The following is a 26,409-nucleotide window of genomic DNA, read 5'->3' as shown; positions in this document are numbered from 1 at the left end:
GGCTTTCCAGTGGGTTCGTTGAGGGCAGGTTTATGGTCAAGGTCGGTATCGTCGGCGGCACGGGTTACACGGGTGTCGAACTGCTGCGTCTGTTGGCACAGCATCCGCAAGCAGAAGTGGTCGTCATCACTTCCCGATCCGAGGCCGGCCTGGCTGTGGCCGACATGTATCCGAACCTGCGAGGCCACTACGACGGCCTGGCGTTCAGCGTTCCGGACATCAAGACCCTGGGCGCCTGCGATGTAGTGTTCTTTGCAACTCCTCACGGCGTCGCGCACGCCCTGGCGGGTGAACTGCTGGCGGCAGGCACCAAGGTCATCGACCTGTCTGCGGACTTCCGCCTGCAGGATGCCGACGAATGGGCCAAATGGTACGGCCAGCCACACGGTGCGCCGGAGCTGCTGGATGAAGCGGTCTATGGTCTGCCGGAAGTCAATCGCGAGCAGATCAAGAAGGCGCGCCTGATCGCCGTGCCGGGTTGCTACCCGACTGCTACGCAATTGGGTTTCCTGCCGTTGCTCGAAGCGGGTCTGGCCGATGCTTCGCGCCTGATCGCCGACTGCAAGTCCGGCGTCAGCGGTGCCGGTCGTGGTGCTGCCGTAGGTTCGCTGTATTCCGAGACGTCGGAAAGCATGAAGGCTTATGCCGTCAAAGGGCATCGCCACCTGCCGGAAATTCGCCAGGGTCTGCGTCGTGCCGTGGGCAAGGACGTTGGCCTGACCTTCGTACCTCACCTGACGCCGATGATCCGTGGCATTCATTCCACGCTCTACGCGACCGTCGTGGATCGCTCGGTGGATTTGCAGGCGTTGTTTGAAAAGCGTTATGCCAACGAACCGTTCGTCGACGTCATGCCAGCCGGCAGCCACCCGGAAACCCGCAGTGTGCGCGGCGCCAACGTGTGCCGTATTGCCGTGCACCGTCCACAGGACGGCGATCTGGTGGTCGTGTTGTCGGTGATCGACAACCTGGTCAAAGGTGCGTCGGGTCAGGCTGTACAGAACATGAACATCCTGTTTGGTCTGGATGAACGCCTGGGTCTGTCCCATGCGGGCATGTTGCCGTAAGGCTGTATCGCGCACAGCAAAAGGCCCGTTGAACGGGCCTTTTGCATTTCAGGGCGGGCGGTTGGGTTGGTTGATATACCATAACAATAGTTGACCGCTTTTCTAGGAGAAGCGGATAATGCGCGTCATCACGCAATATGGCGGCGTAACGCCGGGAGATAGTCAGCATGAGCGTCGAATCCTTCACCCCCACGGCTTTGCAATTCACCCACGGTGCCGCGCACAAGGTGAAGAGCCTGGTCGATGAAGAGGGCAATGATCGCTTGAAGCTGCGCGTATTCGTTACGGGCGGCGGTTGTTCAGGTTTTCAGTACGGCTTCACTTTCGATGAAGAAGTGGCCGATGACGACACCATCGTTGAACGCGAAGGTGTGAGTCTGGTTGTCGATCCGATGAGCTTCCAGTACCTGGCAGGAGCCGAGGTGGATTATCAGGAAGGTCTGGAAGGCTCGCGTTTCGTCATCAAGAACCCGAACGCTACCACCACCTGTGGCTGTGGCTCTTCGTTCTCGATCTGATCAGCGCGTCTGTATCATCAAAACGCCGCATGGCCTCACGGTCCTGCGGCGTTTTGCTGTCTGGCGTTTATGCGGGGTAGATAGCGCCGAGTACGCGCAGCCCACGGGCACCGGTGACGCTCGGGCGATTGGCCGCGATACCTTCCAGGCAGCAGTGGGCCAGCCAGGCGAAGGCCATGGCTTCGACCCAGTCCGGGTCTACGCCGTGAGTGGCGGTGCTGCTGACCGCCGCATTCGGTAGCAGGCTGGTCAGGCGCTTCATCAGCGCGGCGTTGTGCGCGCCACCGCCGCAGACCAGCAGCTCCTGAGTATCTGCCTGGGCACTTTGCAGCGACTCGATGATGGTCAATGCCGTCAGTTCCAGCAGCGTTGCCTGAACATCCTCGGCAGCGAAGGTCGGCAGCTCTGCCAGATGCCGGGTCAGCCATGGCAGATTGAAGACTTCCCGGCCGGTACTCTTCGGGCCCTTTGTCACAAAGAAGGGGTCGGCGAGCAGTGCCTTTAATAGTATCGGCTCGATCTTGCCGCTGGCAGCCCATTGGCCATCACGGTCAAAGTTGTCACCGCGCTGTTGGTGAATCCAGGCGTCCAGCAACACATTACCCGGGCCGCAGTCGAAACCCGCAACAGGCTTGCCGGGCTCAATCAGGCTGAGGTTGCTGAAACCACCCACGTTCAGCACGGCGCGGTTGCCGGACCGTTCTTCAAAAAGCGCTTCGTGAAAGGCTGGAACCAGTGGCGCGCCTTGCCCGCCAGCGGCGACATCACGGCTGCGGAAATCACTGACCACCGTGATGCCGGTCAGCTCGGTCAGCAGCGCCGGATTACCGATTTGCACCGTGAAGCCGCGCGCGGGTTCATGGCGAATGGTCTGGCCGTGACTGCCAATCGCGCGAATGTCTTCAGGCTTGAGGTGTTGTTGGGCAAGGAGGGCATGAACGCCCTGCGCCGCCAGCTTCACCCAGTTCTGTTGGGCGATGGCGGAGCGCGCGATCTCGTCCGGACCGCTGGCGCACAAGCCAAGCAGCTCGGCGCGCAGGGAGTCGGGCATCGGGATGTACTGGGTGGCGATCAGCCTGATCGCCGGCGCTTGCTCGATCAGCGCTATGTCCAGGCCATCAAGACTGGTCCCGGACATCACACCTAAATAGAGCGCCATGGCTTAGCGCTTGGCCGAAGCCAGTTGGGTGGATTTTTCCTGGTCCATGCGGGCCATCAGTGGCTGGCTCTGCGCCAGGAAACGGGCGCGTTCGGCTTTGGAAATCGGGTCAGCCATCGCTACTTTCTGGCCCAGCGGATCGACGTGTACGCCATTGACCTGGAACTCGTAATGCAAGTGCGGACCGGTGGACAGGCCGGTAGTGCCGATATAGCCGATGACCTGGCCTTGTTTGACCGTGCCTCCAGTCTTGACACCTTTCGCGAAGCCCTGCATGTGGCCGTACAGCGTGCGGTAGGTATTACCGTGCTGGATAATTACGGTGTTGCCGTAACCGCCGCGACGACCCGCCAGCAATACTTTGCCGTCGCCGGCCGCCTTGATTGGCGTCCCGCGCGGTGCTGCGTAGTCCACGCCTTTGTGGGCGCGGATCTTGTTCAGGATCGGGTGCTTGCGGCCCATGGAAAATTTCGAGCTGATGCGGGCGAAGTCCACCGGGGTGCGGATGAATGCCTTGCGCATGCTGTTGCCGTCAGCCGTGTAATAGCTGCTGTTGCCTTGCTTGTCGGTATAGCGCACAGCGGTGTAGGTCTTGCCGCGGTTGGTGAAGCGCGCAGACAGGATCGGGCCGTCGCCGACCGCCTTGCCGTTAACCATTTTCTGTTCATATATCACATCGAACTGGTCGCCCTGGCGAATATCCTGGGCAAAGTCGACGTCGTAGCCAAACACGCTGGCCATGTCCATGGTCAGTCGATGCGACAGGCCCGCGCGCGCAGCGGACTGTGACAGCGAGCTGTTGATCACGCCATGCACGTAGGCGGAGCGCACGGTGGGCTTGGCGGTAACGCGGTTGAAGCTGTAACCCTTGTCGTTCTTGGTCAGGGTGATGGTCTCGACGTCGCTGACCTTGCTGTGCAGGTTGGTCAATTGGCCGTCCGGACCCAGTTCGAATTCGAGTTTCTGCCCATGCTTGAGCTGGCTGAATTGCTTGGCCTGTTTGTCGCTGGCCAGCACGTCATGCACTGAGGTGGCTGGGAGGCCAACTTTCTCGAACAGCGTGGAGAGCGTGTCGCCCTTGGCGACGATCACTTCCCTGTGGCTCGGCGCCTTCTTTTCTTCGGCGACCGGCGCAGGGACTGGTGCTGGTGCTGGTGCGACTTGCGCGATTTCCTGGGGCTCTTGCGCGCCGTCCTCGATCTGCGCAAAAGGAGGCACGACCGGCTCATTTGTGGCTTGGACGACGTCCGCAGCGTCTTGTTCTTGTATCAGTTGTTCAGCAGGGCTTTCCAGTTCAAGACTCAGGGTTGTCTTTTTGGCTTCGACATCACTGGAAGGAAATACCAGAAGCGCCAGGCTCAGCAGGGCGGCGATGCCACTGGCTGCGAGCAGGTGGGTCTTCGGGTAAAGCGGTGGCGCTTTAGACGATTCTTTGGTCATAAGTAGTGTTTTGACTTTGAAAAAGATGAATTGGAAAAGATGAATGACATGATGAAGATGAAATAACTGTATAAAATATAACCAAATCATCCCTGAAGCAAGTCCGGGCATGCTCTGCCAGCGGATTGGCGTCATTGCGCCGGCCAAACTTTGTATTTGACGCGCGATCTTGTATGGTTGGTCCTCTTTGAATTCGAGCCTTGCGGGTCTGTTATGAAGTCGGTTGAAGAGCAGCTAGCGCTGATTAAACGTGGTGCGGAAGAACTGTTGGTCGAGTCCGAGCTGATCGAAAAGCTCAAGCGTGGCCAGCCGCTGCGTATCAAGGCCGGCTTTGACCCGACCGCCCCGGATTTGCACCTGGGTCACACCGTACTTATCAATAAGCTGCGCCAGTTCCAGGAGCTGGGTCACCAGGTGATCTTCCTGATTGGCGACTTCACCGGGATGATCGGTGATCCGAGCGGCAAGAGCGCAACACGTCCTCCGCTGACTCGCGAGCAGGTTCTCGAAAACGCCGAGACCTACAAGACTCAGGTGTTCAAGATTCTCGATCCGGCCAAAACCGAAGTGGCGTTCAACTCCACCTGGATGGATCAGATGGGGCCGGCCGACTTCATTCGCCTGACTTCGCAGTACACCGTGGCTCGCATGCTCGAGCGCGATGACTTCGACAAGCGCTACACGACCAATCAGCCGATCGCCATTCACGAGTTCCTTTATCCGCTGGTTCAGGGTTACGACTCGGTCGCCTTGCGCGCGGATGTCGAGCTCGGTGGTACCGACCAGAAGTTCAACCTGTTGATGGGGCGTGAGCTGCAGCGTGGTTACGGCCAGGAAGCCCAGTGCATTCTGACCATGCCATTGCTCGAAGGTCTGGATGGGGTGAAGAAGATGTCCAAGTCCTTGGGCAACTACGTCGGCATCCAGGAAGCACCGGGTGTGATGTACAGCAAGCTGGTCTCCATTCCTGATGCGCTGATGTGGCGTTACTTCGAGCTGCTCAGCTTCCGTTCCATGAATGAGATCAATGCTTTGCGTGCCGATGTTGAGGCGGGTGCCAATCCGCGTGACATCAAGATCAAGCTGGCTGAAGAGATCGTTGCTCGTTTCCATGGTGAGGAGGCTGCGGCCAACGCTCATCGTGCGGCAGGTAACCGTATGAAGGATGGCGAGTTGCCAGACGATCTGCCTGAGATCGAGTTGACTGCTGCCGAAGATATGCCGATCGCTGCTGTCCTTAATAAGGCAGGGCTGGTGAAGAATTCGGCTGTGGCTCGTGATCTGCTCGGTTCTGGTGGTGTGCGCATCGATGGCGAGGTTGTCGATCGCTCCTTTATATACGTACTGGGCGCGACCCACGTTTGCCAGGCTGGGAAGAAGGCATTTGCGCGTATTACGCTCAAATCCGAATAAACCTGAAACAAAAGGTTGACGGCGAATTCTAGAAGCCTATAATTCGCCTCACTTCCGGCGCAGTCGAAACGGAAAACTCCTTGGTAAACAATGAGTTACGCTGTTTTCGACAGCAGGTTGCTTCAGTTCATCGAAGCGCGAAGGAAGTTGAAAAAGAGGTGTTGACAGCAGCGTGTAACGCTGTAGAATTCGCCTCCCGCTGATGAGAGATCTGAAGCGCAAGTGGTTGAAGTTGTTAAGGATTCCTTGAAAACTTCTGAAAAATACCACTTGACAGCAAATGAGGCTGCTGTAGAATGCGCGCCTCGGTTGAGACAAAGCTCTTAACCAACCGCTCTTTAACAACTGAATCAAGCAATTCGTGTGGGTGCTTGTGGAGTCAGACTGCTAGTCAACAGATTATCAGCATCACAAGTTACTCCGCGAGAAATCAAAGATGTAACCAACGATTGCTGAGCCAAGTTTAGGGTTTTCTCAAAACCCAAAGATGTTTGAACTGAAGAGTTTGATCATGGCTCAGATTGAACGCTGGCGGCAGGCCTAACACATGCAAGTCGAGCGGATGAAGAGAGCTTGCTTTCTGATTCAGCGGCGGACGGGTGAGTAATGCCTAGGAATCTGCCTGGTAGTGGGGGACAACGTCTCGAAAGGGACGCTAATACCGCATACGTCCTACGGGAGAAAGCAGGGGACCTTCGGGCCTTGCGCTATCAGATGAGCCTAGGTCGGATTAGCTAGTTGGTGAGGTAATGGCTCACCAAGGCGACGATCCGTAACTGGTCTGAGAGGATGATCAGTCACACTGGAACTGAGACACGGTCCAGACTCCTACGGGAGGCAGCAGTGGGGAATATTGGACAATGGGCGAAAGCCTGATCCAGCCATGCCGCGTGTGTGAAGAAGGTCTTCGGATTGTAAAGCACTTTAAGTTGGGAGGAAGGGCAGTAACTTAATACGTTGCTGTTTTGACGTTACCGACAGAATAAGCACCGGCTAACTCTGTGCCAGCAGCCGCGGTAATACAGAGGGTGCAAGCGTTAATCGGAATTACTGGGCGTAAAGCGCGCGTAGGTGGTTTGTTAAGTTGGATGTGAAAGCCCCGGGCTCAACCTGGGAACTGCATTCAAAACTGACAAGCTAGAGTATGGTAGAGGGTGGTGGAATTTCCTGTGTAGCGGTGAAATGCGTAGATATAGGAAGGAACACCAGTGGCGAAGGCGACCACCTGGACTGATACTGACACTGAGGTGCGAAAGCGTGGGGAGCAAACAGGATTAGATACCCTGGTAGTCCACGCCGTAAACGATGTCAACTAGCCGTTGGGAGCCTTGAGCTCTTAGTGGCGCAGCTAACGCATTAAGTTGACCGCCTGGGGAGTACGGCCGCAAGGTTAAAACTCAAATGAATTGACGGGGGCCCGCACAAGCGGTGGAGCATGTGGTTTAATTCGAAGCAACGCGAAGAACCTTACCAGGCCTTGACATCCAATGAACTTTCCAGAGATGGATTGGTGCCTTCGGGAACATTGAGACAGGTGCTGCATGGCTGTCGTCAGCTCGTGTCGTGAGATGTTGGGTTAAGTCCCGTAACGAGCGCAACCCTTGTCCTTAGTTACCAGCACGTAATGGTGGGCACTCTAAGGAGACTGCCGGTGACAAACCGGAGGAAGGTGGGGATGACGTCAAGTCATCATGGCCCTTACGGCCTGGGCTACACACGTGCTACAATGGTCGGTACAGAGGGTTGCCAAGCCGCGAGGTGGAGCTAATCCCAGAAAACCGATCGTAGTCCGGATCGCAGTCTGCAACTCGACTGCGTGAAGTCGGAATCGCTAGTAATCGCGAATCAGAATGTCGCGGTGAATACGTTCCCGGGCCTTGTACACACCGCCCGTCACACCATGGGAGTGGGTTGCACCAGAAGTAGCTAGTCTAACCTTCGGGAGGACGGTTACCACGGTGTGATTCATGACTGGGGTGAAGTCGTAACAAGGTAGCCGTAGGGGAACCTGCGGCTGGATCACCTCCTTAATCGACGACTCAGCTGCTCCATGAGCTCCCACACGAATTGCTTGATTCATTGAAGAAGACGATAAGAAGCAGCCTAAAGGGTTGTAGCTTAGTTGGTTAGAGCGCACCCCATGCTCTGTGGTTAAGAGCAGGGTGAGGTCGGCCTTAGCAGCTCGAAATTGGGTCTGTAGCTCAGTTGGTTAGAGCGCACCCCTGATAAGGGTGAGGTCGGCAGTTCGAATCTGCCCAGACCCACCAATTTTGTGTGGGAAACCTGTAGAAATACGGGGCCATAGCTCAGCTGGGAGAGCGCCTGCCTTGCACGCAGGAGGTCAACGGTTCGATCCCGTTTGGCTCCACCACTACTGCTTCTGATTGTATAAAGCTTAGAAATGAGCATTCCATCGGTTCGATGGTGAATGTTGATTTCTAGTCTTTGACTAGTTCGTTCTTTAAAAATTTGGGTATGTGATAGAAAGATAGACTGAACGTTACTTTCACTGGTAACGGATCAGGCTAAGGTAAAATTTGTGAGTTGCTCTTAATTGAGTATTATCGAATTTTCGGCGAATGTCGTCTTCACAGTATAACCAGATTGCTTGGGGTTATATGGTCAAGTGAAGAAGCGCATACGGTGGATGCCTTGGCAGTCAGAGGCGATGAAAGACGTGGTAGCCTGCGAAAAGCTTCGGGGAGTCGGCAAACAGACTTTGATCCGGAGATGTCTGAATGGGGGAACCCAGCCATCATAAGATGGTTATCTTGTACTGAATACATAGGTGCAAGAGGCGAACCAGGGGAACTGAAACATCTAAGTACCCTGAGGAAAAGAAATCAACCGAGATTCCCTTAGTAGTGGCGAGCGAACGGGGACTAGCCCTTAAGTGGCTTTGAGATTAGCGGAACGCTCTGGAAAGTGCGGCCATAGTGGGTGATAGCCCTGTACGCGAAAATCTCTTAGTCATGAAATCGAGTAGGACGGAGCACGAGAAACTTTGTCTGAATATGGGGGGACCATCCTCCAAGGCTAAATACTACTGACTGACCGATAGTGAACTAGTACCGTGAGGGAAAGGCGAAAAGAACCCCGGAGAGGGGAGTGAAATAGATCCTGAAACCGTATGCGTACAAGCAGTGGGAGCCCACTTTGTTGGGTGACTGCGTACCTTTTGTATAATGGGTCAGCGACTTATTTTCAGTGGCGAGCTTAACCGAATAGGGGAGGCGTAGCGAAAGCGAGTCTTAATAGGGCGTCTAGTCGCTGGGAATAGACCCGAAACCGGGCGATCTATCCATGGGCAGGTTGAAGGTTGGGTAACACTAACTGGAGGACCGAACCGACTACCGTTGAAAAGTTAGCGGATGACCTGTGGATCGGAGTGAAAGGCTAATCAAGCTCGGAGATAGCTGGTTCTCCTCGAAAGCTATTTAGGTAGCGCCTCATGTATCACTGTAGGGGGTAGAGCACTGTTTCGGCTAGGGGGTCATCCCGACTTACCAAACCGATGCAAACTCCGAATACCTACAAGTGCCGAGCATGGGAGACACACGGCGGGTGCTAACGTCCGTCGTGAAAAGGGAAACAACCCAGACCGTCAGCTAAGGTCCCAAAGTTATGGTTAAGTGGGAAACGATGTGGGAAGGCTTAGACAGCTAGGAGGTTGGCTTAGAAGCAGCCACCCTTTAAAGAAAGCGTAATAGCTCACTAGTCGAGTCGGCCTGCGCGGAAGATGTAACGGGGCTCAAACCATACACCGAAGCTACGGGTATCATCTTCGGATGATGCGGTAGAGGAGCGTTCTGTAAGCCTGTGAAGGTGAGTTGAGAAGCTTGCTGGAGGTATCAGAAGTGCGAATGCTGACATGAGTAACGACAATGGGTGTGAAAAACACCCACGCCGAAAGACCAAGGTTTCCTGCGCAACGTTAATCGACGCAGGGTTAGTCGGTCCCTAAGGCGAGGCTGAAAAGCGTAGTCGATGGAAAACAGGTTAATATTCCTGTACTTCTGGTTATTGCGATGGAGGGACGGAGAAGGCTAGGCCAGCTTGGCGTTGGTTGTCCAAGTTTAAGGTGGTAGGCTGGAATCTTAGGTAAATCCGGGATTCTAAGGCCGAGAGCTGATGACGAGTGTTCCTTTGGAACACGAAGTGGTTGATGCCATGCTTCCAAGAAAAGCTTCTAAGCTTCAGATAACCAGGAACCGTACCCCAAACCGACACAGGTGGTTGGGTAGAGAATACCAAGGCGCTTGAGAGAACTCGGGTGAAGGAACTAGGCAAAATGGCACCGTAACTTCGGGAGAAGGTGCGCCGGTGAGGGTGAAGCATTTACTGCGTAAGCCCACGCCGGTCGAAGATACCAGGCCGCTGCGACTGTTTATTAAAAACACAGCACTCTGCAAACACGAAAGTGGACGTATAGGGTGTGACGCCTGCCCGGTGCCGGAAGGTTAATTGATGGGGTTAGCTAACGCGAAGCTCTTGATCGAAGCCCCGGTAAACGGCGGCCGTAACTATAACGGTCCTAAGGTAGCGAAATTCCTTGTCGGGTAAGTTCCGACCTGCACGAATGGCGTAACGATGGCGGCGCTGTCTCCACCCGAGACTCAGTGAAATTGAAATCGCTGTGAAGATGCAGTGTATCCGCGGCTAGACGGAAAGACCCCGTGAACCTTTACTATAGCTTTGCACTGGACTTTGAATTTGCTTGTGTAGGATAGGTGGGAGGCTTTGAAGCGTGGACGCCAGTTCGCGTGGAGCCAACCTTGAAATACCACCCTGGCAACTTTGAGGTTCTAACTCAGGTCCGTTATCCGGATCGAGGACAGTGTATGGTGGGTAGTTTGACTGGGGCGGTCTCCTCCTAAAGAGTAACGGAGGAGTACGAAGGTGCGCTCAGACCGGTCGGAAATCGGTCGTAGAGTATAAAGGCAAAAGCGCGCTTGACTGCGAGACAGACACGTCGAGCAGGTACGAAAGTAGGTCTTAGTGATCCGGTGGTTCTGTATGGAAGGGCCATCGCTCAACGGATAAAAGGTACTCCGGGGATAACAGGCTGATACCGCCCAAGAGTTCATATCGACGGCGGTGTTTGGCACCTCGATGTCGGCTCATCACATCCTGGGGCTGAAGCCGGTCCCAAGGGTATGGCTGTTCGCCATTTAAAGTGGTACGCGAGCTGGGTTTAGAACGTCGTGAGACAGTTCGGTCCCTATCTGCCGTGGACGTTTGAGATTTGAGAGGGGCTGCTCCTAGTACGAGAGGACCGGAGTGGACGAACCTCTGGTGTTCCGGTTGTCACGCCAGTGGCATTGCCGGGTAGCTATGTTCGGAATAGATAACCGCTGAAAGCATCTAAGCGGGAAACTAGCCTCAAGATGAGATCTCACTGGGACCTTGAGTCCCCTGAAGGGCCGTCGAAGACTACGACGTTGATAGGTTGGGTGTGTAAGCGCTGTGAGGCGTTGAGCTAACCAATACTAATTGCCCGTGAGGCTTGACCATATAACACCCAAGCAATTTGCTGCTCTTAGTTGAAAAGACGAAAGAGGCCAGATTGCGGTGTGTGAAGACGAAACGAACCGAAAGTTCGAGATACTCACAAAACACCAAAGCTATCACATACCCAATTTGCTGAAGCGAGGCCAACTGGTCACGACTCAGTACCCGAATTTCTTGACGACCATAGAGCATTGGAACCACCTGATCCCATCCCGAACTCAGCAGTGAAACGATGCATCGCCGATGGTAGTGTGGGGTTTCCCCATGTGAGAGTAGGTCATCGTCAAGATTAAATTCCAAAACCCCTATCTGCGCATGCAGGTAGGGGTTTTGTTTTTGTCCGCAGGAAAATCTGTCTCCTCGGGTTTCTATGCAACGGCTCAGGGCGTGGCTATCATGCGGGCCTCATTGTGAGGCGAGACTTGCATGCTGACGTTGTTAAAGCTTCTAAAGGATGGCCGATTCCATTCGGGTCAAGCATTGGGCGCTGCCCTGGGTATCAGCCGCAGTGCTGTGTGGAAGCAGCTTCAGCATCTTGAGGCTGAGTTGGGGTTGTCCATTCACAAGGTTCGAGGGCGCGGCTATCAATTGGCTGCACCGTTGACGCTGCTTGATCCTGTGGAGATAGGGCAACTGGCTCCGACTTGTAACTGGCCGGTCCTGGTCTTCGACTCTATTGACTCCACCAATGCCGAAGCCCTGCGCGCCATCGAGCGGCACCAGGCTGCACCTTTTCTGGTGCTTGCCGAGCGGCAAACTGCGGGGCGCGGGCGCCGAGGGCGAAAATGGGTCAGTCCGTTCGCGGAGAATATCTATTACAGCCTGGTGTTGCGGGTTGAAGGAGGGATGCGCCAGCTGGAAGGCTTGAGCCTTGTGGTGGGGCTCGCCGTCATGCAGGCCTTGCGCGAGCTTGGTGTTCCCGGTGTGGGTTTGAAATGGCCCAATGACGTTCTGGTAGGGCAAAAGAAGATCGCCGGAATACTGCTTGAACTGGTGGGGGATCCTGCCGACGTCTGTCACGTGGTGCTGGGTGTCGGAATTAATGTAAACATGCAGATGACCGATGAGGTCGACCAGCAATGGACGTCCATGCGCCTGGAGTCGGGCAAGGCGTTTGATCGCAATCGCCTGGTCGCGGAGCTGGGGGAGATGCTGCAGAAGTACCTGGCTCGCCACCAGGCCGATGGATTTTCGGCGATCCAGGCTGAGTGGGAGCAACATCACCTGTGGCAGGGGCGTGCGGTGTCGTTGATTGCGGGTGCAAACCAAATAGATGGCGAAGTGCTGGGCATCGATAGTCAGGGTGCGCTGCGCTTGAAGGTGGGTGGTGTGGAGAAAGTCTTCAGTGGCGGTGAGCTGAGTCTGAGGTTGCGTGATGATTCTTGAGCTCGACTGCGGAAATAGTTTCATCAAGTGGCGTGTGCTCGAGGCGAACGCCCGTCAGGTGGTGGGAGAGGGTGTTGTCGATTCCGATCTGGCATTGCTTGAGGGTGTAAAAGAGATTCATGGTCTTGCGCTGAAGTTCTGTCGGCTGGTGAGTGTCAGGACTGCCGAAGAAACCGGCGAATTGATTGCCCGGCTGAAGGCGGCCTTCGATATTTCCGTGGTCTGTGCCGCGCCAGCCGAGGGAATGGCCGGTGTTCGTAACGGCTATGAAGAATTCGAGCGGCTCGGCCTCGATCGCTGGCTGGCGCTGCTCGGAGGGTTTCATCTGGCTTCTGGCGCGTGCCTGGTGCTTGATTTCGGTACTGCGGTGACCGCGGACTTCGTTTCCGGTGACGGAGAGCATCTCGGTGGTTTCATATGCCCTGGGATGCCGTTGATGCGAAACCAGTTGCGCACCCATACCCGCAAGATTCGTTATGGCGATCTAGCCGCTGAGCGCGCTTTGGAGCGTCTTGTTCCGGGGCGCACGACGGTCGAGGCGGTTGAGCGCGGGTGCCTGCTGATGCTTCGGGGGTTTGTGCTGACGCAGCTGGAGATGGCGCGTGGTTATTGGGGGGAGAGCTTTACGGTATTCCTCACCGGTGGCGACGCGGCGTTGGTCTCCGAGATAGTGCCTGAGGCCCGGGTGGTTCCGGATCTGGTGTTCGTCGGCTTGGCGATGGCATGCCCTTTGTCCTGAGGTCTTTATGCGTTGGTTGTTTCTGCTGCTGCTCGTTCTCAATGTGTTTTATTACATCTGGCATCAACAGGAGGCGCCCCTGCGTGCCAAGGACGTAACGCCCTTGAGCCTGTATCGCGGCTCCCAGCAGGACATTCGTCTCTTGAGTGAGGCGACGGATGCGGCCAGTGATAAAGGAAAGGTGGTGCAGGCAGAGGCGGATTGCCTTTATCTGGGTGGTTTTGTTCGTCAGGATGTCGAGCAAGCACTTGAGCGCAGGTTGACAGGCATGGGCGTGAAGTATCAGACGCTGCCTGGAAGTCCGGCTGAGCCCCCGGCGTACTGGGTTCGTGTGGCCCCTGAAAGCAAGCGTTGGCTGGATGCATTGCAGCTGATAAACCTTTCTAAAGAATTCAATGAGTTAAAACATAAAATAATGCCGTGTGGGGGGGTTGCACCCACCGAATAGTTTGCATAGAATGGCGCCCGCTCCACAGCGAAGACCTAAAGCGGTCAACGAGGTGAGGCGAGGTCAACGCAGATAAGCTCAGGATTTTAATGAGAAAAATGCTTGACAGAAGGCTGGCATGATGTAGAATGCCGGCTCGCTTAGGAGGGGTTCCCGAGCGGCCAAAGGGATCAGACTGTAAATCTGACGTCTACGACTTCGAAGGTTCGAATCCTTCCCCCTCCACCATTTTTAGCGAGAGCTGCAAGCCTCGCGGGTATAGTTTAGTGGTAGAACCTCAGCCTTCCAAGCTGATGATGCGGGTTCGATTCCCGCTACCCGCTCCAAGTTTGCAGGTTTTGCACAGTGTTACGCTCTTGTAGCTCAGTTGGTAGAGCACACCCTTGGTAAGGGTGAGGTCAGCGGTTCAAATCCGCTCAAGAGCTCCATATAACAAGGCAGATATGAAAATATCTGCCTTTGTTTTAATGGTCTGGTTGTGTTTCGTTGTTCGGGGCTGCTGTTGGGCCTCGGTGCTGGTGAAGCGCAAAGACCATTGAGTAAATTGTTGTAAAGTCTTTTTCGGGCCGGCATAATGGTCGGCCTGATTTTGTTTTAGGTCAGTAGCTCAATTGGCAGAGCGACGGTCTCCAAAACCGTAGGTTGGGGGTTCGATTCCCTCCTGACCTGCCAGATTCACTCGGTGTGTCTGGCTTTCTTTTCACAGGATCTTCATAGATGACTCCTAAAGCTGAAGCTCAAGGCTCGCGCTTCGATCTGCTCAAGTGGCTAGTAGTAGTCGCTTTGGTGGTTGTTGGCGTTGTTGGCAATCAGTACTTTTCTGCTTCGCCGATCCTGTACCGCGTACTCGCATTGCTTGCTATTGCTGCCGTAGCTGCCTTTGTAGGCCTGCAGACGGTCAAGGGCAAGTCTTTCTTTGTACTGGTTAAGGAAGCGCGCACTGAAATTCGTAAAGTCGTTTGGCCAACTCGCCAAGAAACCACGCAGACCACGTTGATCGTTGTGGCTGTTGTTCTGGTTATGGCGTTGCTGTTGTGGGGTCTTGATTCCCTGCTCGGCTGGCTTGTTTCCTTGATTGTCGGCTAAGGGTGTCCCGTGGCTAAGCGTTGGTACGTTGTGCATGCTTACTCCGGTTACGAGAAGCATGTCATGCGCTCGCTGATCGAGCGCGTAAAGCTGGCTGGCATGGAAGATGGCTTCGGCGAAATTCTGGTTCCCACTGAAGAAGTGGTTGAAATGCGTAATGGCCAGAAGCGCAAGAGCGAGCGTAAGTTCTTCCCTGGTTATGTGCTGGTCCAGATGGATATGAACGAGGGTACTTGGCACTTGGTCAAGGACACTCCTCGTGTGATGGGTTTCATCGGCGGTACTGCCGATAAGCCGGCACCGATTACCGATAAAGAGGCAGAAGCGATTCTGCGTCGCGTCGCCGATGGTAGTGACAAGCCTAAGCCGAAGACGTTGTTCGAGCCAGGCGAGTCGGTGCGTGTCAACGACGGTCCGTTCGCCGATTTCACCGGCACGGTCGAAGAGGTCAACTACGAAAAGAGCCGGATCCAGGTCGCGGTGCTCATTTTCGGACGCTCTACCCCGGTAGAGTTGGAGTTCAGTCAGGTCGAAAAGGTCTAGCTGAGCAAGCATCCCAACCCCGCAGCCTTAGGCTGTGGGGTTTTGTCGTCACTGGGATAAACGCGCAAGTAACCGGGGAGCCTTTCGAGGCGTTTGAACCCGTAATTGGAGTGCCTCATGGCCAAGAAGATTACCGCTTACATCAAGCTGCAAGTGAAGGCCGCTCAGGCTAACCCAAGCCCACCTGTTGGTCCTGCTTTGGGTCAGCACGGCGTGAACATCATGGAATTCTGCAAGGCTTTCAACGCCCGTACTCAGGGTCTTGAGCCAGGTCTGCCGACTCCAGTGATCATCACTGTCTACAGCGACCGTAGCTTCACGTTCGAAACCAAATCCACCCCTGCTTCGGTTCTGCTGAAGAAGGCGGCCGGTCTGACCAGCGGTTCCGCTCGTCCGAACACCGTTAAGGTTGGCACTGTAACCCGTGCTCAGCTGGAAGAAATCGCGAAAACCAAAAACGCGGATCTGACTGCAGCTGATATGGACGCAGCCGTGCGTACTATCGCCGGTTCTGCTCGTAGCATGGGCCTTAACGTGGAGGGTGTGTAATGGCTAAGCTGACCAAGCGTCAAAAGGCTATCGCCGGCAAAATCGAAGCAGGCAAGGCCTACAACTTTGTAGACGCTGCTGCTCTGCTGGCTGAGCTGTCGACTGTCAAGTTCAGCGAGTCGTTCGACGTTGCTGTAAACCTGGGTGTTGACCCGCGTAAATCCGACCAGGTCGTTCGTAGCGCTACTGTGCTGCCACACGGCACTGGCAAGACCGTTCGCGTTGCTGTGTTCACCCAGGGTCCAGCTGCTGAAGCCGCTCTGGCTGCCGGCGCTGACCGTGTAGGCATGGACGACCTGGCTGCCGAAATGAAAGGCGGCGACCTGAACTACGACGTAGTGATCGCATCCCCGGATGCCATGCGCGTTGTAGGTCAACTGGGTCAGATCCTCGGTCCACGTGGTCTGATGCCTAACCCTAAAGTCGGCACCGTAACGCCAGACGTAGCTACCGCGGTTAAAAACGCCAAGGCTGGTCAGGTTCGTTATCGCACCGACAAAAACGGCATCATCCACACTTCCGTTGGCAAGATTGGCTTCGACGCCGTCAAGCTGAAGGAAAACGTTGAAGCCCTGATCGCTGACCTGAAGCGTATCAAGCCAGCTTCCTCGAAAGGCATCTACGTCAAGCGCGTTACCCTGAGCACCACTATGGGCCCAGGTCTGGTCATCGACCAGAGCTCGCTGGACGCGTAAGACACAAATTGGCGCAAGCGATTGCGCCAATTGAAAAATTGGGGTCCCTGCCTGGCGGGGGCTATCCAAGACCGTAGGCGACGCAAGTCTTAAACCACAAGCCTACGCAGATGGTGCTCCCGGTTCCTTACCGAATCAGACACCAAAACGACATTCGGTTTCGATCGAATGAAACGGTAACAAGCAGGAGTTAAACCCGTGGCAATTAAACTCGAAGACAAGAAGGCCATCGTCGCTGAAGTCAACGAGGCTGCCAAAGTCGCTCTGTCCGCTGTCGTGGCTGATGCCCGTGGCGTAACAGTAGGCGCGATGACCGGACTCCGTAAAGAGGCTCGTGAAGCTGGCGTTTACGTACGTGTTGTACGTAACACCCTGCTCAAGCGCGCCGTTGCTGACACTGAATTCAGTGTCCTCAACGACGTGTTCACTGGCCCTACCCTGATTGCCTTCTCCAAGGAACATCCAGGCGCTGCTGCCCGGATTTTCAAAGAGTTCGCAAAGGGTCAGGACAAGTTCGAGATCAAGGCAGCTGCGTTCGAGGGCAAGTTCCTCGCAGCTAACCAAATCGACGTACTGGCAACTCTGCCGACCCGTGACGAAGCAATTTCTCAGCTGATGAGCGTGATTCAAGGCGCTACCAGCAAATTGGCTCGTACTCTGGCGGCAATTCGCGACCAGAAAGAAGCTGTTGCAGCCTAAGGCTCGTCAACTTCTCGCGTTTTTTGTTTTTTTCGATGGTCGCGTAGGCCGTCCCCAATATCAGGAATTAGATTCATGTCTATCTCTCAGAACGATATCCTTGAAGCAGTTGGCAACATGTCCGTAATGGAAGTTGTTGAGCTGATCAAAGCTTTCGAAGAAAAATTCGGCGTTACCGCTGCTGCTGCATCGGCAGGTCCTGCCGCTGCTGCTGCCGTTGTTGAAGAGCAAACTGAATTCAACGTCATGCTGCTGGAAGCTGGCGAGAAGAAAGTTAACGTGATCAAGGCAGTACGTGAACTGACCGGTCTGGGCCTGAAAGAAGCCAAGGCTGTAGTTGACGGCGCTCCTGCCATGGTTCTGGAAGCTGTTGCCAAAGACGCAGCTGACAAAGCCAAAGCAACTCTGGAAGAAGCAGGCGCTAAAGTCGAGCTGAAGTAAGCATCGACTTTGCGTCTCCAGCCCGAGCGTTAAGCGACAGGCTGATGGCTGGTGGCTCTTGCCACCGGCCTTTTTCCGTTATTGGCAGCCGACTGGGTCGGTGCCGGTAACGAGCTGTAACCACCCGATGCGGTGGCGCAAACCAAGGGGTTTGCACGATTTTCTGGCTGCTCCCGTCGGGAGGGGCCAAACAAGCAGGTGACCAAGCTGGGGAACGCTGATGGCTTACTCATATACTGAGAAAAAACGTATCCGCAAGGACTTTAGCAAGTTGCCGGACGTCATGGATGTGCCGTACCTCCTGGCCATCCAGCTGGATTCGTATCGTGAATTCTTGCAAGCGGGAGCGACTAAAGATCAGTTCCGCGACGTGGGCCTGCATGCGGCCTTCAAATCCGTTTTCCCGATCATCAGCTACTCCGGCAATGCTGCGCTGGAGTACGTCGGTTATCGCCTGGGCGAACCGGCATTTGATGTCAAAGAATGCGTATTGCGCGGTGTAACTTACGCCGTACCTTTGCGGGTAAAAGTGCGCCTGATCATTTTCGACAAAGAATCGTCGAACAAAGCGATCAAGGACATCAAAGAGCAAGAAGTCTACATGGGTGAAATCCCCCTGATGACTGAGAACGGTACCTTCGTAATCAACGGTACCGAGCGTGTAATCGTTTCCCAGCTGCACCGTTCTCCGGGCGTGTTCTTCGACCACGACCGTGGCAAGACGCACAGCTCCGGTAAACTGCTGTACTCCGCGCGCATCATTCCTTACCGCGGTTCGTGGCTGGACTTCGAGTTCGACCCGAAAGACTGCGTATTCGTGCGTATCGACCGTCGTCGCAAGCTGCCTGCATCGGTACTGCTGCGCGCGCTCGGCTATACCACTGAAGAAGTGCTGGACGCGTTCTACACCACCAACGTATTCCACGTTAAGGGCGAGACCCTGAGCCTGGAGCTGGTGCCTCAGCGCCTGCGCGGTGAAATCGCTGTCCTGGATATCCAGGATGAAAAAGGCAAGGTTATTGTCGAGCAAGGTCGTCGTATCACTGCTCGCCACATCAACCAGCTGGAAAAATCCGGGATCAAAGAGCTGGATGTGCCTCTGGACTACGTCCTGGGTCGCACAACCGCCAAGGTCATCGTGCATCCGGCAACCGGCGAAATCCTGGCAGAGTGCAACACCGAGCTGAACACCGAGATCCTGGCAAAAATCGCCAAGGCTCAGGTTGTTCGCATCGAAACTCTGTACACCAACGATATCGACTGCGGTCCGTTCGTCTCCGACACGCTGAAGATCGACTCCACCAGCAACCAATTGGAAGCGCTGGTCGAGATCTATCGCATGATGCGTCCTGGCGAGCCGCCAACCAAAGACGCTGCCGAGACCCTGTTCAACAACCTGTTCTTCAGCCCTGAGCGCTACGACCTGTCTGCGGTCGGCCGGATGAAGTTCAACCGTCGTATCGGTCGTACCGAGATCGAAGGTTCGGGCGTGCTGTGCAAGGAAGACATCGTCGCGGTACTGAAGACCCTGGTCGACATCCGTAACGGTAAAGGCATCGTCGATGACATCGACCACCTGGGTAACCGTCGTGTTCGCTGCGTAGGCGAAATGGCCGAGAACCAGTTCCGCGTTGGCCTGGTACGTGTTGAGCGTGCGGTCAAAGAGCGTCTGTCGATGGCAGAAAGCGAAGGCCTGATGCCGCAAGACTTGATCAACGCCAAGCCAGTGGCTGCGGCGGTGAAAGAGTTCTTCGGTTCCAGCCAGCTGTCCCAGTTCATGGACCAGAACAACCCGCTGTCCGAGATCACGCACAAGCGTCGTGTCTCTGCACTCGGCCCTGGCGGTCTGACTCGTGAGCGTGCCGGCTTTGAAGTTCGTGACGTACACCCGACGCACTACGGTCGTGTTTGCCCGATCGAAACGCCGGAAGGTCCGAACATCGGTCTGATCAACTCCCTGGCTGCCTATGCGCGCACCAACCAGTACGGCTTCCTCGAGAGCCCGTACCGTGTGGTGAAAGACGCTCTGGTCACCGACGAGATCGTGTTCCTGTCCGCCATCGAAGAAGCCGATCACGTGATCGCTCAGGCTTCGGCCACGATGAACGACAAGAAAGTCCTGATCGACGAGCTGGTAGCTGTTCGTCACCTGAACGAATTCACCGTCAAGGCGCCGGAAGACGTCACCTTGATGGACGTATCGCCGAAGCAGGTAGTTTCGGTTGCTGCGTCGCTGATTCCGTTCCTCGAGCACGACGACGCCAACCGTGCGTTGATGGGTTCGAACATGCAGCGTCAAGCTGTACCGACCCTGCGCGCTGACAAGCCGCTGGTAGGTACCGGCATGGAGCGTAACGTAGCCCGTGACTCCGGCGTTTGCGTCGTGGCTCGTCGTGGCGGCGTGATCGACTCCGTCGACGCCAGCCGTATTGTGGTTCGTGTTGCCGATGACGAAGTTGAAACCGGCGAAGCTGGTGTCGACATCTACAACCTGACCAAGTACACCCGCTCCAACCAGAACACCTGCATCAACCAGCGTCCGCTGGTGCGTAAAGGTGATCGGGTTCAGCGTAGCGACATCATGGCCGACGGTCCGTCCACCGATATGGGTGAACTGGCACTGGGTCAGAACATGCGCATCGCGTTCATGGCATGGAACGGCTTCAACTTCGAAGACTCCATCTGCCTGTCCGAGCGTGTTGTTCAGGAAGACCGTTTCACCACGATCCACATTCAGGAACTGACCTGTGTGGCCCGTGACACCAAGCTTGGGCCAGAGGAAATCACTGCGGACATCCCGAACGTGGGTGAGGCTGCACTGAACAAGCTGGACGAAGCCGGTATCGTTTACGTAGGTGCTGAAGTTGGCGCAGGCGACATCCTGGTCGGTAAGGTCACTCCGAAAGGCGAGACCCAACTGACTCCGGAAGAAAAACTGCTGCGTGCGATCTTCGGTGAGAAAGCCAGCGACGTTAAAGACACCTCCCTGCGTGTACCTACCGGTACCAAAGGTACTGTCATCGACGTGCAGGTCTTCACCCGCGATGGCGTTGAGCGTGATGCTCGTGCTCTGTCGATCGAGAAGTCCCAGCTGGACGAGATCCGCAAGGACCTCAACGAAGAGTTCCGCATCGTCGAAGGTGCTACTTTCGAACGTCTGCGTTCCGCTCTGGTCGGCCACAAAGCCGAAGGCGGCGCCGGTCTGAAGAAAGGTCAGGACATCACCGACGAAGTTCTCGACGGTCTTGAGCACGGCCAGTGGTTCAAACTGCGCATGGCTGAAGATGCTCTGAACGAGCAGCTCGAGAAGGCCCAGGCCTACATCGTTGATCGTCGCCGTCTGCTGGACGACAAGTTCGAAGACAAGAAGCGCAAACTGCAGCAGGGCGATGACCTGGCTCCAGGCGTGCTGAAAATCGTCAAGGTTTACCTGGCAATCCGTCGTCGCATCCAGCCGGGCGACAAGATGGCCGGTCGTCACGGTAACAAAGGTGTGGTCTCCGTGATCATGCCGGTTGAAGACATGCCGCACGATGCCAATGGCACCCCGGTCGACGTCGTCCTCAACCCGTTGGGCGTACCTTCGCGTATGAACGTCGGTCAGATCCTCGAAACCCACCTGGGCCTTGCGGCCAAAGGTCTGGGCGAGAAGATCAACCGCATGGTTGAAGAGCAGCGTAAAGTTGCCGAGCTGCGCAAGTTCCTGCACGAGATCTACAACGAGATCGGCGGTCGTCAGGAAAGCCTCGATGACTTCTCCGACCAGGAAATCCTGGATCTGGCTCAAAACCTGCGTGGCGGCGTTCCGATGGCCACTCCAGTGTTCGACGGCGCCAAGGAAAGCGAAATCAAGGCCATGCTGAAACTGGCAGACCTGCCAGAAAGCGGCCAGATGCAGCTGACCGACGGCCGTACCGGCAACAAGTTCGAGCGTCCGGTTACCGTTGGCTACATGTACATGCTGAAGCTGAACCACTTGGTAGACGACAAGATGCACGCTCGTTCTACCGGTTCGTACAGCCTGGTTACCCAGCAGCCGCTGGGTGGTAAGGCGCAGTTCGGTGGTCAGCGTTTCGGGGAGATGGAGGTCTGGGCACTGGAAGCATACGGTGCCGCTTACACTCTGCAAGAAATGCTCACAGTGAAGTCGGACGATGTGAACGGCCGTACCAAGATGTACAAAAACATCGTGGATGGCGATCACCGTATGGAGCCGGGCATGCCCGAGTCCTTCAACGTGTTGATCAAGGAAATTCGTTCCCTCGGCATCGATATCGATCTGGAAACCGAATAACACGTGACGCGAATCGAGAGCGGGGCAGGATTGCCCGCTCTCTGCTCCGCCAGGAGGAAAGGCCTTGAAAGACCTACTGAATTTGCTGAAAAACCAGGGTCAAGTCGAAGAGTTCGACGCCATCCGTATCGGATTGGCATCGCCTGAGATGATCCGTTCGTGGTCGTTCGGTGAAGTTAAAAAGCCGGAAACCATCAACTACCGTACGTTCAAACCTGAGCGTGACGGCCTGTTCTGCGCCAAGATCTTTGGCCCGGTAAAGGATTACGAGTGCCTGTGCGGTAAGTACAAGCGCTTGAAGCACCGTGGTGTGATCTGCGAGAAGTGCGGCGTTGAAGTCGCGCTGGCAAAAGTTCGTCGTGAGCGCATGGCGCACATCGAACTGGCCTCGCCAGTTGCCCACATCTGGTTCCTGAAATCGCTGCCGTCCCGTATCGGCTTGCTGATGGACATGACCCTGCGTGATATCGAACGCGTTCTCTACTTCGAGAGCTATGTCGTTATCGATCCAGGCATGACCACCCTTGAAAAAGGTCAACTGCTCAACGACGAGCAGTACTTCGAAGCGCTGGAAGAGTTTGGCGACGATTTCGATGCCCGCATGGGTGCCGAAGCTGTCCGCGAACTGCTGCACGCTATCGACCTGGAACACGAGATTGGCCGTCTGCGCGAAGAAATTCCGCAAACCAACTCCGAAACCAAGATCAAGAAGCTGTCCAAGCGTCTGAAGTTGATGGAAGCCTTCCAGGGTTCCGGCAACCTGCCAGAGTGGATGGTGCTGACCGTTCTGCCGGTTCTGCCGCCAGATCTGCGTCCACTGGTCCCGCTGGATGGCGGTCGCTTCGCGACTTCCGATCTCAACGATCTGTATCGTCGAGTGATCAACCGTAACAACCGCTTGAAGCGCCTGCTGGATCTGTCCGCTCCGGACATCATCGTGCGCAACGAAAAGCGTATGTTGCAGGAAGCTGTCGACGCACTGCTCGACAACGGTCGTCGTGGTCGCGCTATCACCGGTTCCAACAAGCGTCCTCTGAAATCCCTGGCTGACATGATCAAGGGTAAGCAGGGTCGTTTCCGTCAGAACTTGCTCGGTAAGCGTGTTGACTACTCCGGTCGTTCGGTAATTACCGTAGGTCCGACCCTGCGTCTGCACCAGTGCGGTCTGCCGAAGAAGATGGCTCTCGAGCTGTTCAAACCGTTCATTTTCGGCAAGCTGGAAATGCGTGGTCTTGCTACCACCATCAAAGCTGCCAAGAAGATGGTCGAGCGCGAGCTGCCGGAAGTTTGGGACGTCCTCGCTGAAGTGATTCGCGAACACCCGGTTCTTCTCAACCGTGCACCGACCCTTCACCGTCTGGGTATCCAGGCGTTTGAACCGGTACTGATCGAAGGTAAGGCTATTCAGCTTCACCCGCTGGTCTGTGCTGCGTACAACGCCGACTTCGACGGCGACCAAATGGCCGTGCACGTACCGCTGACGCTGGAAGCCCAGCTCGAAGCGCGTGCGTTGATGATGTCGACCAACAACATTCTGTCGCCAGCCAACGGTGAGCCAATCATCGTTCCGTCGCAGGACGTTGTATTGGGTCTGTACTACATGACTCGTGAAGCGATCAACGCCAAGGGCGAAGGTCGCGTGTTCGCGGATCTGCAGGAAGTTGACCGTGTGTTCCGTGCCGGCGAAGCCGCACTGCACGCCAAAGTCAAAGTGCGGATCAACGAAACCGTCAACGACCGTGACGGTGGCAGCGTGAGCGGCACTCGTATCGTCGACACTACTGTTGGCCGTGCGTTGCTGTATCAAGTTGTGCCAAAAGGTCTGTCGTACGACGTCGTGAACCTGCCGATGAAGAAAAAGGCGATCTCCAAGCTGATCAACCAGTGCTACCGCGTGGTTGGTCTGAAAGAGACCGTGATCTTCGCTGACCAGTTGATGTACACCGGTTTTGCCTATTCGACCATTTCCGGCGTTTCCATCGGCGTTAACGACTTCGTTATCCCGGATGAAAAAGCCCGCATCATCGGTGCTGCCACCGACGAAGTGAAAGAGATCGAAAGTCAGTACGCCTCCGGCCTGGTAACCCAGGGCGAGAAGTACAACAAAGTGATCGACCTTTGGTCCAAGGCGAACGACGAAGTTTCCAAGGCGATGATGGCCAACCTCTCGAAAGAGAAAGTCATCGACCGTCATGGCGTCGAAGTCGACCAGGAATCCTTCAACTCGATGTACATGATGGCCGACTCGGGCGCACGGGGTTCTGCTGCGCAGATCCGTCAGCTCGCCGGTATGCGTGGCCTGATGGCCAAGCCGGACGGCTCCATCATCGAAACACCGATTACTGCGAACTTCCGTGAAGGTTTGAGCGTACTCCAGTACTTCATCTCCACTCACGGTGCTCGTAAAGGTCTGGCGGATACCGCGTTGAAAACGGCGAACTCCGGTTACCTGACCCGTCGTCTGGTAGACGTGGCGCAAGACCTGGTTGTAACCGAGATCGATTGCGGCACCGAACACGGTCTGCTGATGACTCCGCACATTGAAGGCGGTGACGTTGTAGAGCCGTTGGGTGAGCGCGTATTGGGTCGTGTTATCGCCCGTGACGTATTCAAGCCAGGCACCGAGGACGTCATCGTTCCGGCCGGCACCCTGGTCGACGAGAAGTGGGTCGAGTTCATCGAGCTAAACAGCATCGACGAAGTGATCGTGCGTTCGCCGATCAGCTGCGAAACCCGCTTCGGCATCTGCGCCAAGTGCTACGGCCGCGATCTGGCTCGTGGTCACCAGGTGAACATCGGTGAAGCGGTCGGCGTTATCGCTGCCCAGTCCATCGGTGAGCCGGGTACCCAGCTGACGATGCGTACGTTCCACATCGGTGGTGCGGCAAGCCGGACCTCCGCAGCCGACAGCGTTCAGGTGAAGAATGGCGGTACCGTCCGTCTGCACAACCTGAAACACGTTGAGCGAGTGGATGGTTGCCTGGTTGCTGTATCCCGTTCGGGTGAGCTGGCGATCGCTGATGACTTCGGTCGTGAGCGCGAGCGTTACAAGCTGCCGTACGGTGCTGTGATTTCGGTTAAAGAAGGTGACAAGGTCGACGCTGGCGCAATCGTGGCCAAGTGGGATCCGCACACTCACCCAATCGTTACCGAAATGAAAGGTACCGTGACCTACGTGGGCATGGAAGAAGGCATCACGATCAAGCGTCAGACTGACGAATTGACCGGTATGACCAACATTGAAGTACTCGACGCCAAAGACCGTCCAGCTGCCGGTAAAGATATCCGTCCTGCTGTGAAGATGGTTGATGACAACGGCAAGGATCTGTTGCTGCCAGGCACTGACGTTATCGCTCAGTACTTCCTGCCAGCCAACGCCCTGGTCGGTGTGGCGGACGGCGCGAAAATCGCGATCGGTGATGTTATCGCTCGTATTCCGCAAGAGACTTCGAAGACCCGTGACATCACCGGTGGTCTGCCGCGTGTTGCCGACTTGTTCGAAGCCCGTCGTCCGAAAGAAGCCTCGATTCTGGCTGAAGTCAGCGGCACCATCGCGTTCGGTAAAGAGACCAAGGGCAAGCGCCGTCTGGTTATCACTCCGAACGACGGTAGCGATCCGTACGAAGAGCTGATTCCGAAGTGGCGTCACCTGAACGTGTTCGAAGGCGAACAGGTAAACCGCGGCGAAGTTATCTCCGACGGCCCGAGCGATCCACACGACATCCTGCGTCTGCTGGGTGTGAGTGCGCTGGCCAAGTACATCGTCAACGAGATCCAGGACGTTTACCGTCTGCAAGGCGTGAAGATCAACGACAAGCACATCGAGACCATCCTGCGTCAGATGCTGCGTAAAGTTGAGATCGCTGAATCCGGCGATTCCAGTTTCATCAAGGGCGACCAGATGGAATTGACTCACGTTCTGGTAGAGAACGAGCGTTTGAGCGGCGACGACAAATTCGTCTCCAAGTTCACTCGCGTTCTGCTGGGTATCACCAAGGCGTCGTTGTCCACCGAATCGTTCATCTCGGCGGCTTCCTTCCAGGAAACCACCCGTGTACTGACCGAAGCGGCGGTAACCGGCAAGCGCGATTACCTGCGCGGCCTGAAAGAAAACGTGGTCGTGGGTCGTCTGATCCCGGCTGGTACCGGTCTGGCTTATCACAGCGAGCGTAAGCGTCGCCGTGATGCAGACAAGCCGTTGCGCGTGAGCGCCAGTGAAGTGGAAGCTGCACTGACCGAAGCGCTGAACTCGAGCGGTAACTGAGTTCTGCGGTAAATGAGCTGAGGCCCTGGTCGCTCCGTTCATCGAATCGAGACAATTTGTCGAGGTTTGATGGGTGGGGAGGTCGGGGCCTTGCCTTGACTGGGGACAAGATCCTCTTTAGACTCTTGTACCCCTAAATTTGGCGGGAATTCGTTCC

General features: G+C 55.7%; 16 protein-coding genes, 6 tRNA genes and 3 rRNA genes. 23 read left to right on the top strand and 2 right to left on the bottom strand.

Features of this window, described 5'->3' with window-relative positions; all coding sequences use genetic code 11:
* Positions 1-32 precede the first annotated feature (32 nt).
* Positions 33-1,067, top strand: a complete 1,035-nt coding sequence (gene argC, locus ACA054_RS29235; protein ID WP_497687242.1) for an N-acetyl-gamma-glutamyl-phosphate reductase — start codon at positions 33-35, stop codon at positions 1,065-1,067.
* A gap of 167 nt (positions 1,068-1,234) precedes the next feature.
* Complete coding sequence (erpA, locus tag ACA054_RS29230) at positions 1,235-1,585, top strand: iron-sulfur cluster insertion protein ErpA (protein WP_007906865.1); 351 nt, start codon at positions 1,235-1,237, stop codon at positions 1,583-1,585.
* Positions 1,586-1,652: 67 nt separating this feature from the next.
* On the opposite strand, the gene ACA054_RS29225 is transcribed toward erpA, so the two are convergent.
* Both ACA054_RS29225 and ACA054_RS29220 read right to left on the bottom strand, forming a co-directional pair.
* Positions 1,653-2,744: an anhydro-N-acetylmuramic acid kinase gene (locus ACA054_RS29225; protein ID WP_497687241.1), complete on the bottom strand. Its 1,092-nt coding sequence runs from the start codon at positions 2,742-2,744 to the stop codon at positions 1,653-1,655.
* 3 nt (positions 2,745-2,747) lie between these two features.
* The gene (locus ACA054_RS29220; protein WP_497687240.1) at positions 2,748-4,184 is read right to left on the bottom strand and encodes a peptidoglycan DD-metalloendopeptidase family protein; all 1,437 of its coding nucleotides are present in this window, start codon (positions 4,182-4,184) and stop codon (positions 2,748-2,750) included.
* Between the two features lie 213 nt (positions 4,185-4,397).
* On the opposite strand from ACA054_RS29220, the gene tyrS reads away from it, so the two are divergent.
* The 21 genes from tyrS to rpoC all read left to right on the top strand — a co-directional run bounded on the left by tyrS (position 4,398) and on the right by rpoC (position 26,252).
* Positions 4,398-5,597 carry a tyrosine--tRNA ligase gene (tyrS, locus tag ACA054_RS29215; RefSeq protein WP_497687239.1) on the top strand — a complete coding sequence of 400 codons (1,200 nt, stop codon included), beginning with the start codon at positions 4,398-4,400 and terminating at the stop codon, positions 5,595-5,597.
* A 493-nt stretch (positions 5,598-6,090) separates the two neighbouring features.
* Positions 6,091-7,627, top strand: a 16S ribosomal RNA gene (locus tag ACA054_RS29210).
* Positions 7,628-7,787: 160 nt separating this feature from the next.
* A tRNA-Ile gene (locus ACA054_RS29205) sits at positions 7,788-7,864 on the top strand.
* Positions 7,865-7,892: 28 nt separating this feature from the next.
* Positions 7,893-7,968 (top strand) — tRNA-Ala (locus tag ACA054_RS29200).
* A gap of 249 nt (positions 7,969-8,217) precedes the next feature.
* Positions 8,218-11,111 (top strand): 23S ribosomal RNA (locus ACA054_RS29195).
* 170 nt (positions 11,112-11,281) lie between these two features.
* Positions 11,282-11,397: ribosomal RNA gene (gene rrf, locus ACA054_RS29190) — 5S ribosomal RNA — on the top strand.
* The 16S, 23S and 5S rRNA genes sit together here with 2 tRNA genes alongside, the layout of an rRNA operon.
* A 137-nt stretch (positions 11,398-11,534) precedes the next feature.
* Complete coding sequence (birA, locus tag ACA054_RS29185; protein WP_497687238.1) at positions 11,535-12,494, top strand: bifunctional biotin--[acetyl-CoA-carboxylase] ligase/biotin operon repressor BirA; 960 nt, start codon at positions 11,535-11,537, stop codon at positions 12,492-12,494.
* A complete protein-coding gene (locus ACA054_RS29180; RefSeq protein ID WP_497687237.1) occupies positions 12,484-13,233 on the top strand; it encodes a pantothenate kinase in 750 nt (249 codons plus the stop codon). Before birA ends, ACA054_RS29180 begins: the two co-directional genes overlap by 11 nt.
* A gap of 7 nt (positions 13,234-13,240) precedes the next feature.
* Positions 13,241-13,681 carry a hypothetical protein gene (locus ACA054_RS29175; protein ID WP_497687236.1) on the top strand — a complete coding sequence of 147 codons (441 nt, stop codon included), beginning with the start codon at positions 13,241-13,243 and terminating at the stop codon, positions 13,679-13,681.
* A gap of 143 nt (positions 13,682-13,824) precedes the next feature.
* A tRNA-Tyr gene (locus ACA054_RS29170) sits at positions 13,825-13,909 on the top strand.
* A 24-nt stretch (positions 13,910-13,933) separates the two neighbouring features.
* Positions 13,934-14,007, top strand: a tRNA-Gly gene (locus tag ACA054_RS29165).
* Between the two features lie 26 nt (positions 14,008-14,033).
* Positions 14,034-14,109, top strand: a tRNA-Thr gene (locus ACA054_RS29160).
* Positions 14,110-14,277: 168 nt separating this feature from the next.
* Positions 14,278-14,353, top strand: a tRNA-Trp gene (locus ACA054_RS29155).
* Positions 14,354-14,398: 45 nt separating this feature from the next.
* On the top strand, positions 14,399-14,767 hold the full coding sequence (secE, locus tag ACA054_RS29150) for a preprotein translocase subunit SecE (protein WP_007984402.1): 369 nt from the start codon (positions 14,399-14,401) through the stop codon (positions 14,765-14,767).
* Positions 14,768-14,776: 9 nt separating this feature from the next.
* Positions 14,777-15,310, top strand: coding sequence for a transcription termination/antitermination protein NusG (gene nusG, locus ACA054_RS29145; protein ID WP_007933727.1), 534 nt, complete (start codon positions 14,777-14,779; stop codon positions 15,308-15,310).
* Between the two features lie 117 nt (positions 15,311-15,427).
* Positions 15,428-15,859 carry a 50S ribosomal protein L11 gene (gene rplK, locus ACA054_RS29140; RefSeq protein ID WP_003176435.1) on the top strand — a complete coding sequence of 144 codons (432 nt, stop codon included), beginning with the start codon at positions 15,428-15,430 and terminating at the stop codon, positions 15,857-15,859.
* A complete protein-coding gene (gene rplA / locus ACA054_RS29135) occupies positions 15,859-16,554 on the top strand; it encodes a 50S ribosomal protein L1 (protein WP_003186095.1) in 696 nt (231 codons plus the stop codon). Before rplK ends, rplA begins: the two co-directional genes overlap by 1 nt.
* 198 nt (positions 16,555-16,752) lie before the next feature.
* Positions 16,753-17,253 carry a 50S ribosomal protein L10 gene (rplJ, locus tag ACA054_RS29130; protein WP_421137846.1) on the top strand — a complete coding sequence of 167 codons (501 nt, stop codon included), beginning with the start codon at positions 16,753-16,755 and terminating at the stop codon, positions 17,251-17,253.
* Between the two features lie 75 nt (positions 17,254-17,328).
* The gene (gene rplL / locus ACA054_RS29125; protein WP_122846051.1) at positions 17,329-17,694 is read left to right on the top strand and encodes a 50S ribosomal protein L7/L12; all 366 of its coding nucleotides are present in this window, start codon (positions 17,329-17,331) and stop codon (positions 17,692-17,694) included.
* 220 nt (positions 17,695-17,914) lie between these two features.
* A complete protein-coding gene (gene rpoB, locus ACA054_RS29120; protein WP_497687235.1) occupies positions 17,915-21,988 on the top strand; it encodes a DNA-directed RNA polymerase subunit beta in 4,074 nt (1,357 codons plus the stop codon).
* 64 nt (positions 21,989-22,052) lie between these two features.
* Positions 22,053-26,252 (top strand): DNA-directed RNA polymerase subunit beta', encoded by a 4,200-nt coding sequence (gene rpoC / locus ACA054_RS29115; RefSeq protein ID WP_497687234.1) that lies wholly within the window; start codon positions 22,053-22,055, stop codon positions 26,250-26,252.
* Positions 26,253-26,409 lie beyond the last annotated feature (157 nt).

Source organism: Pseudomonas sp. LBUM1653 (assembly GCF_059716115.1).
This window is presented reverse-complemented; position numbering and strand designations above follow the sequence as displayed.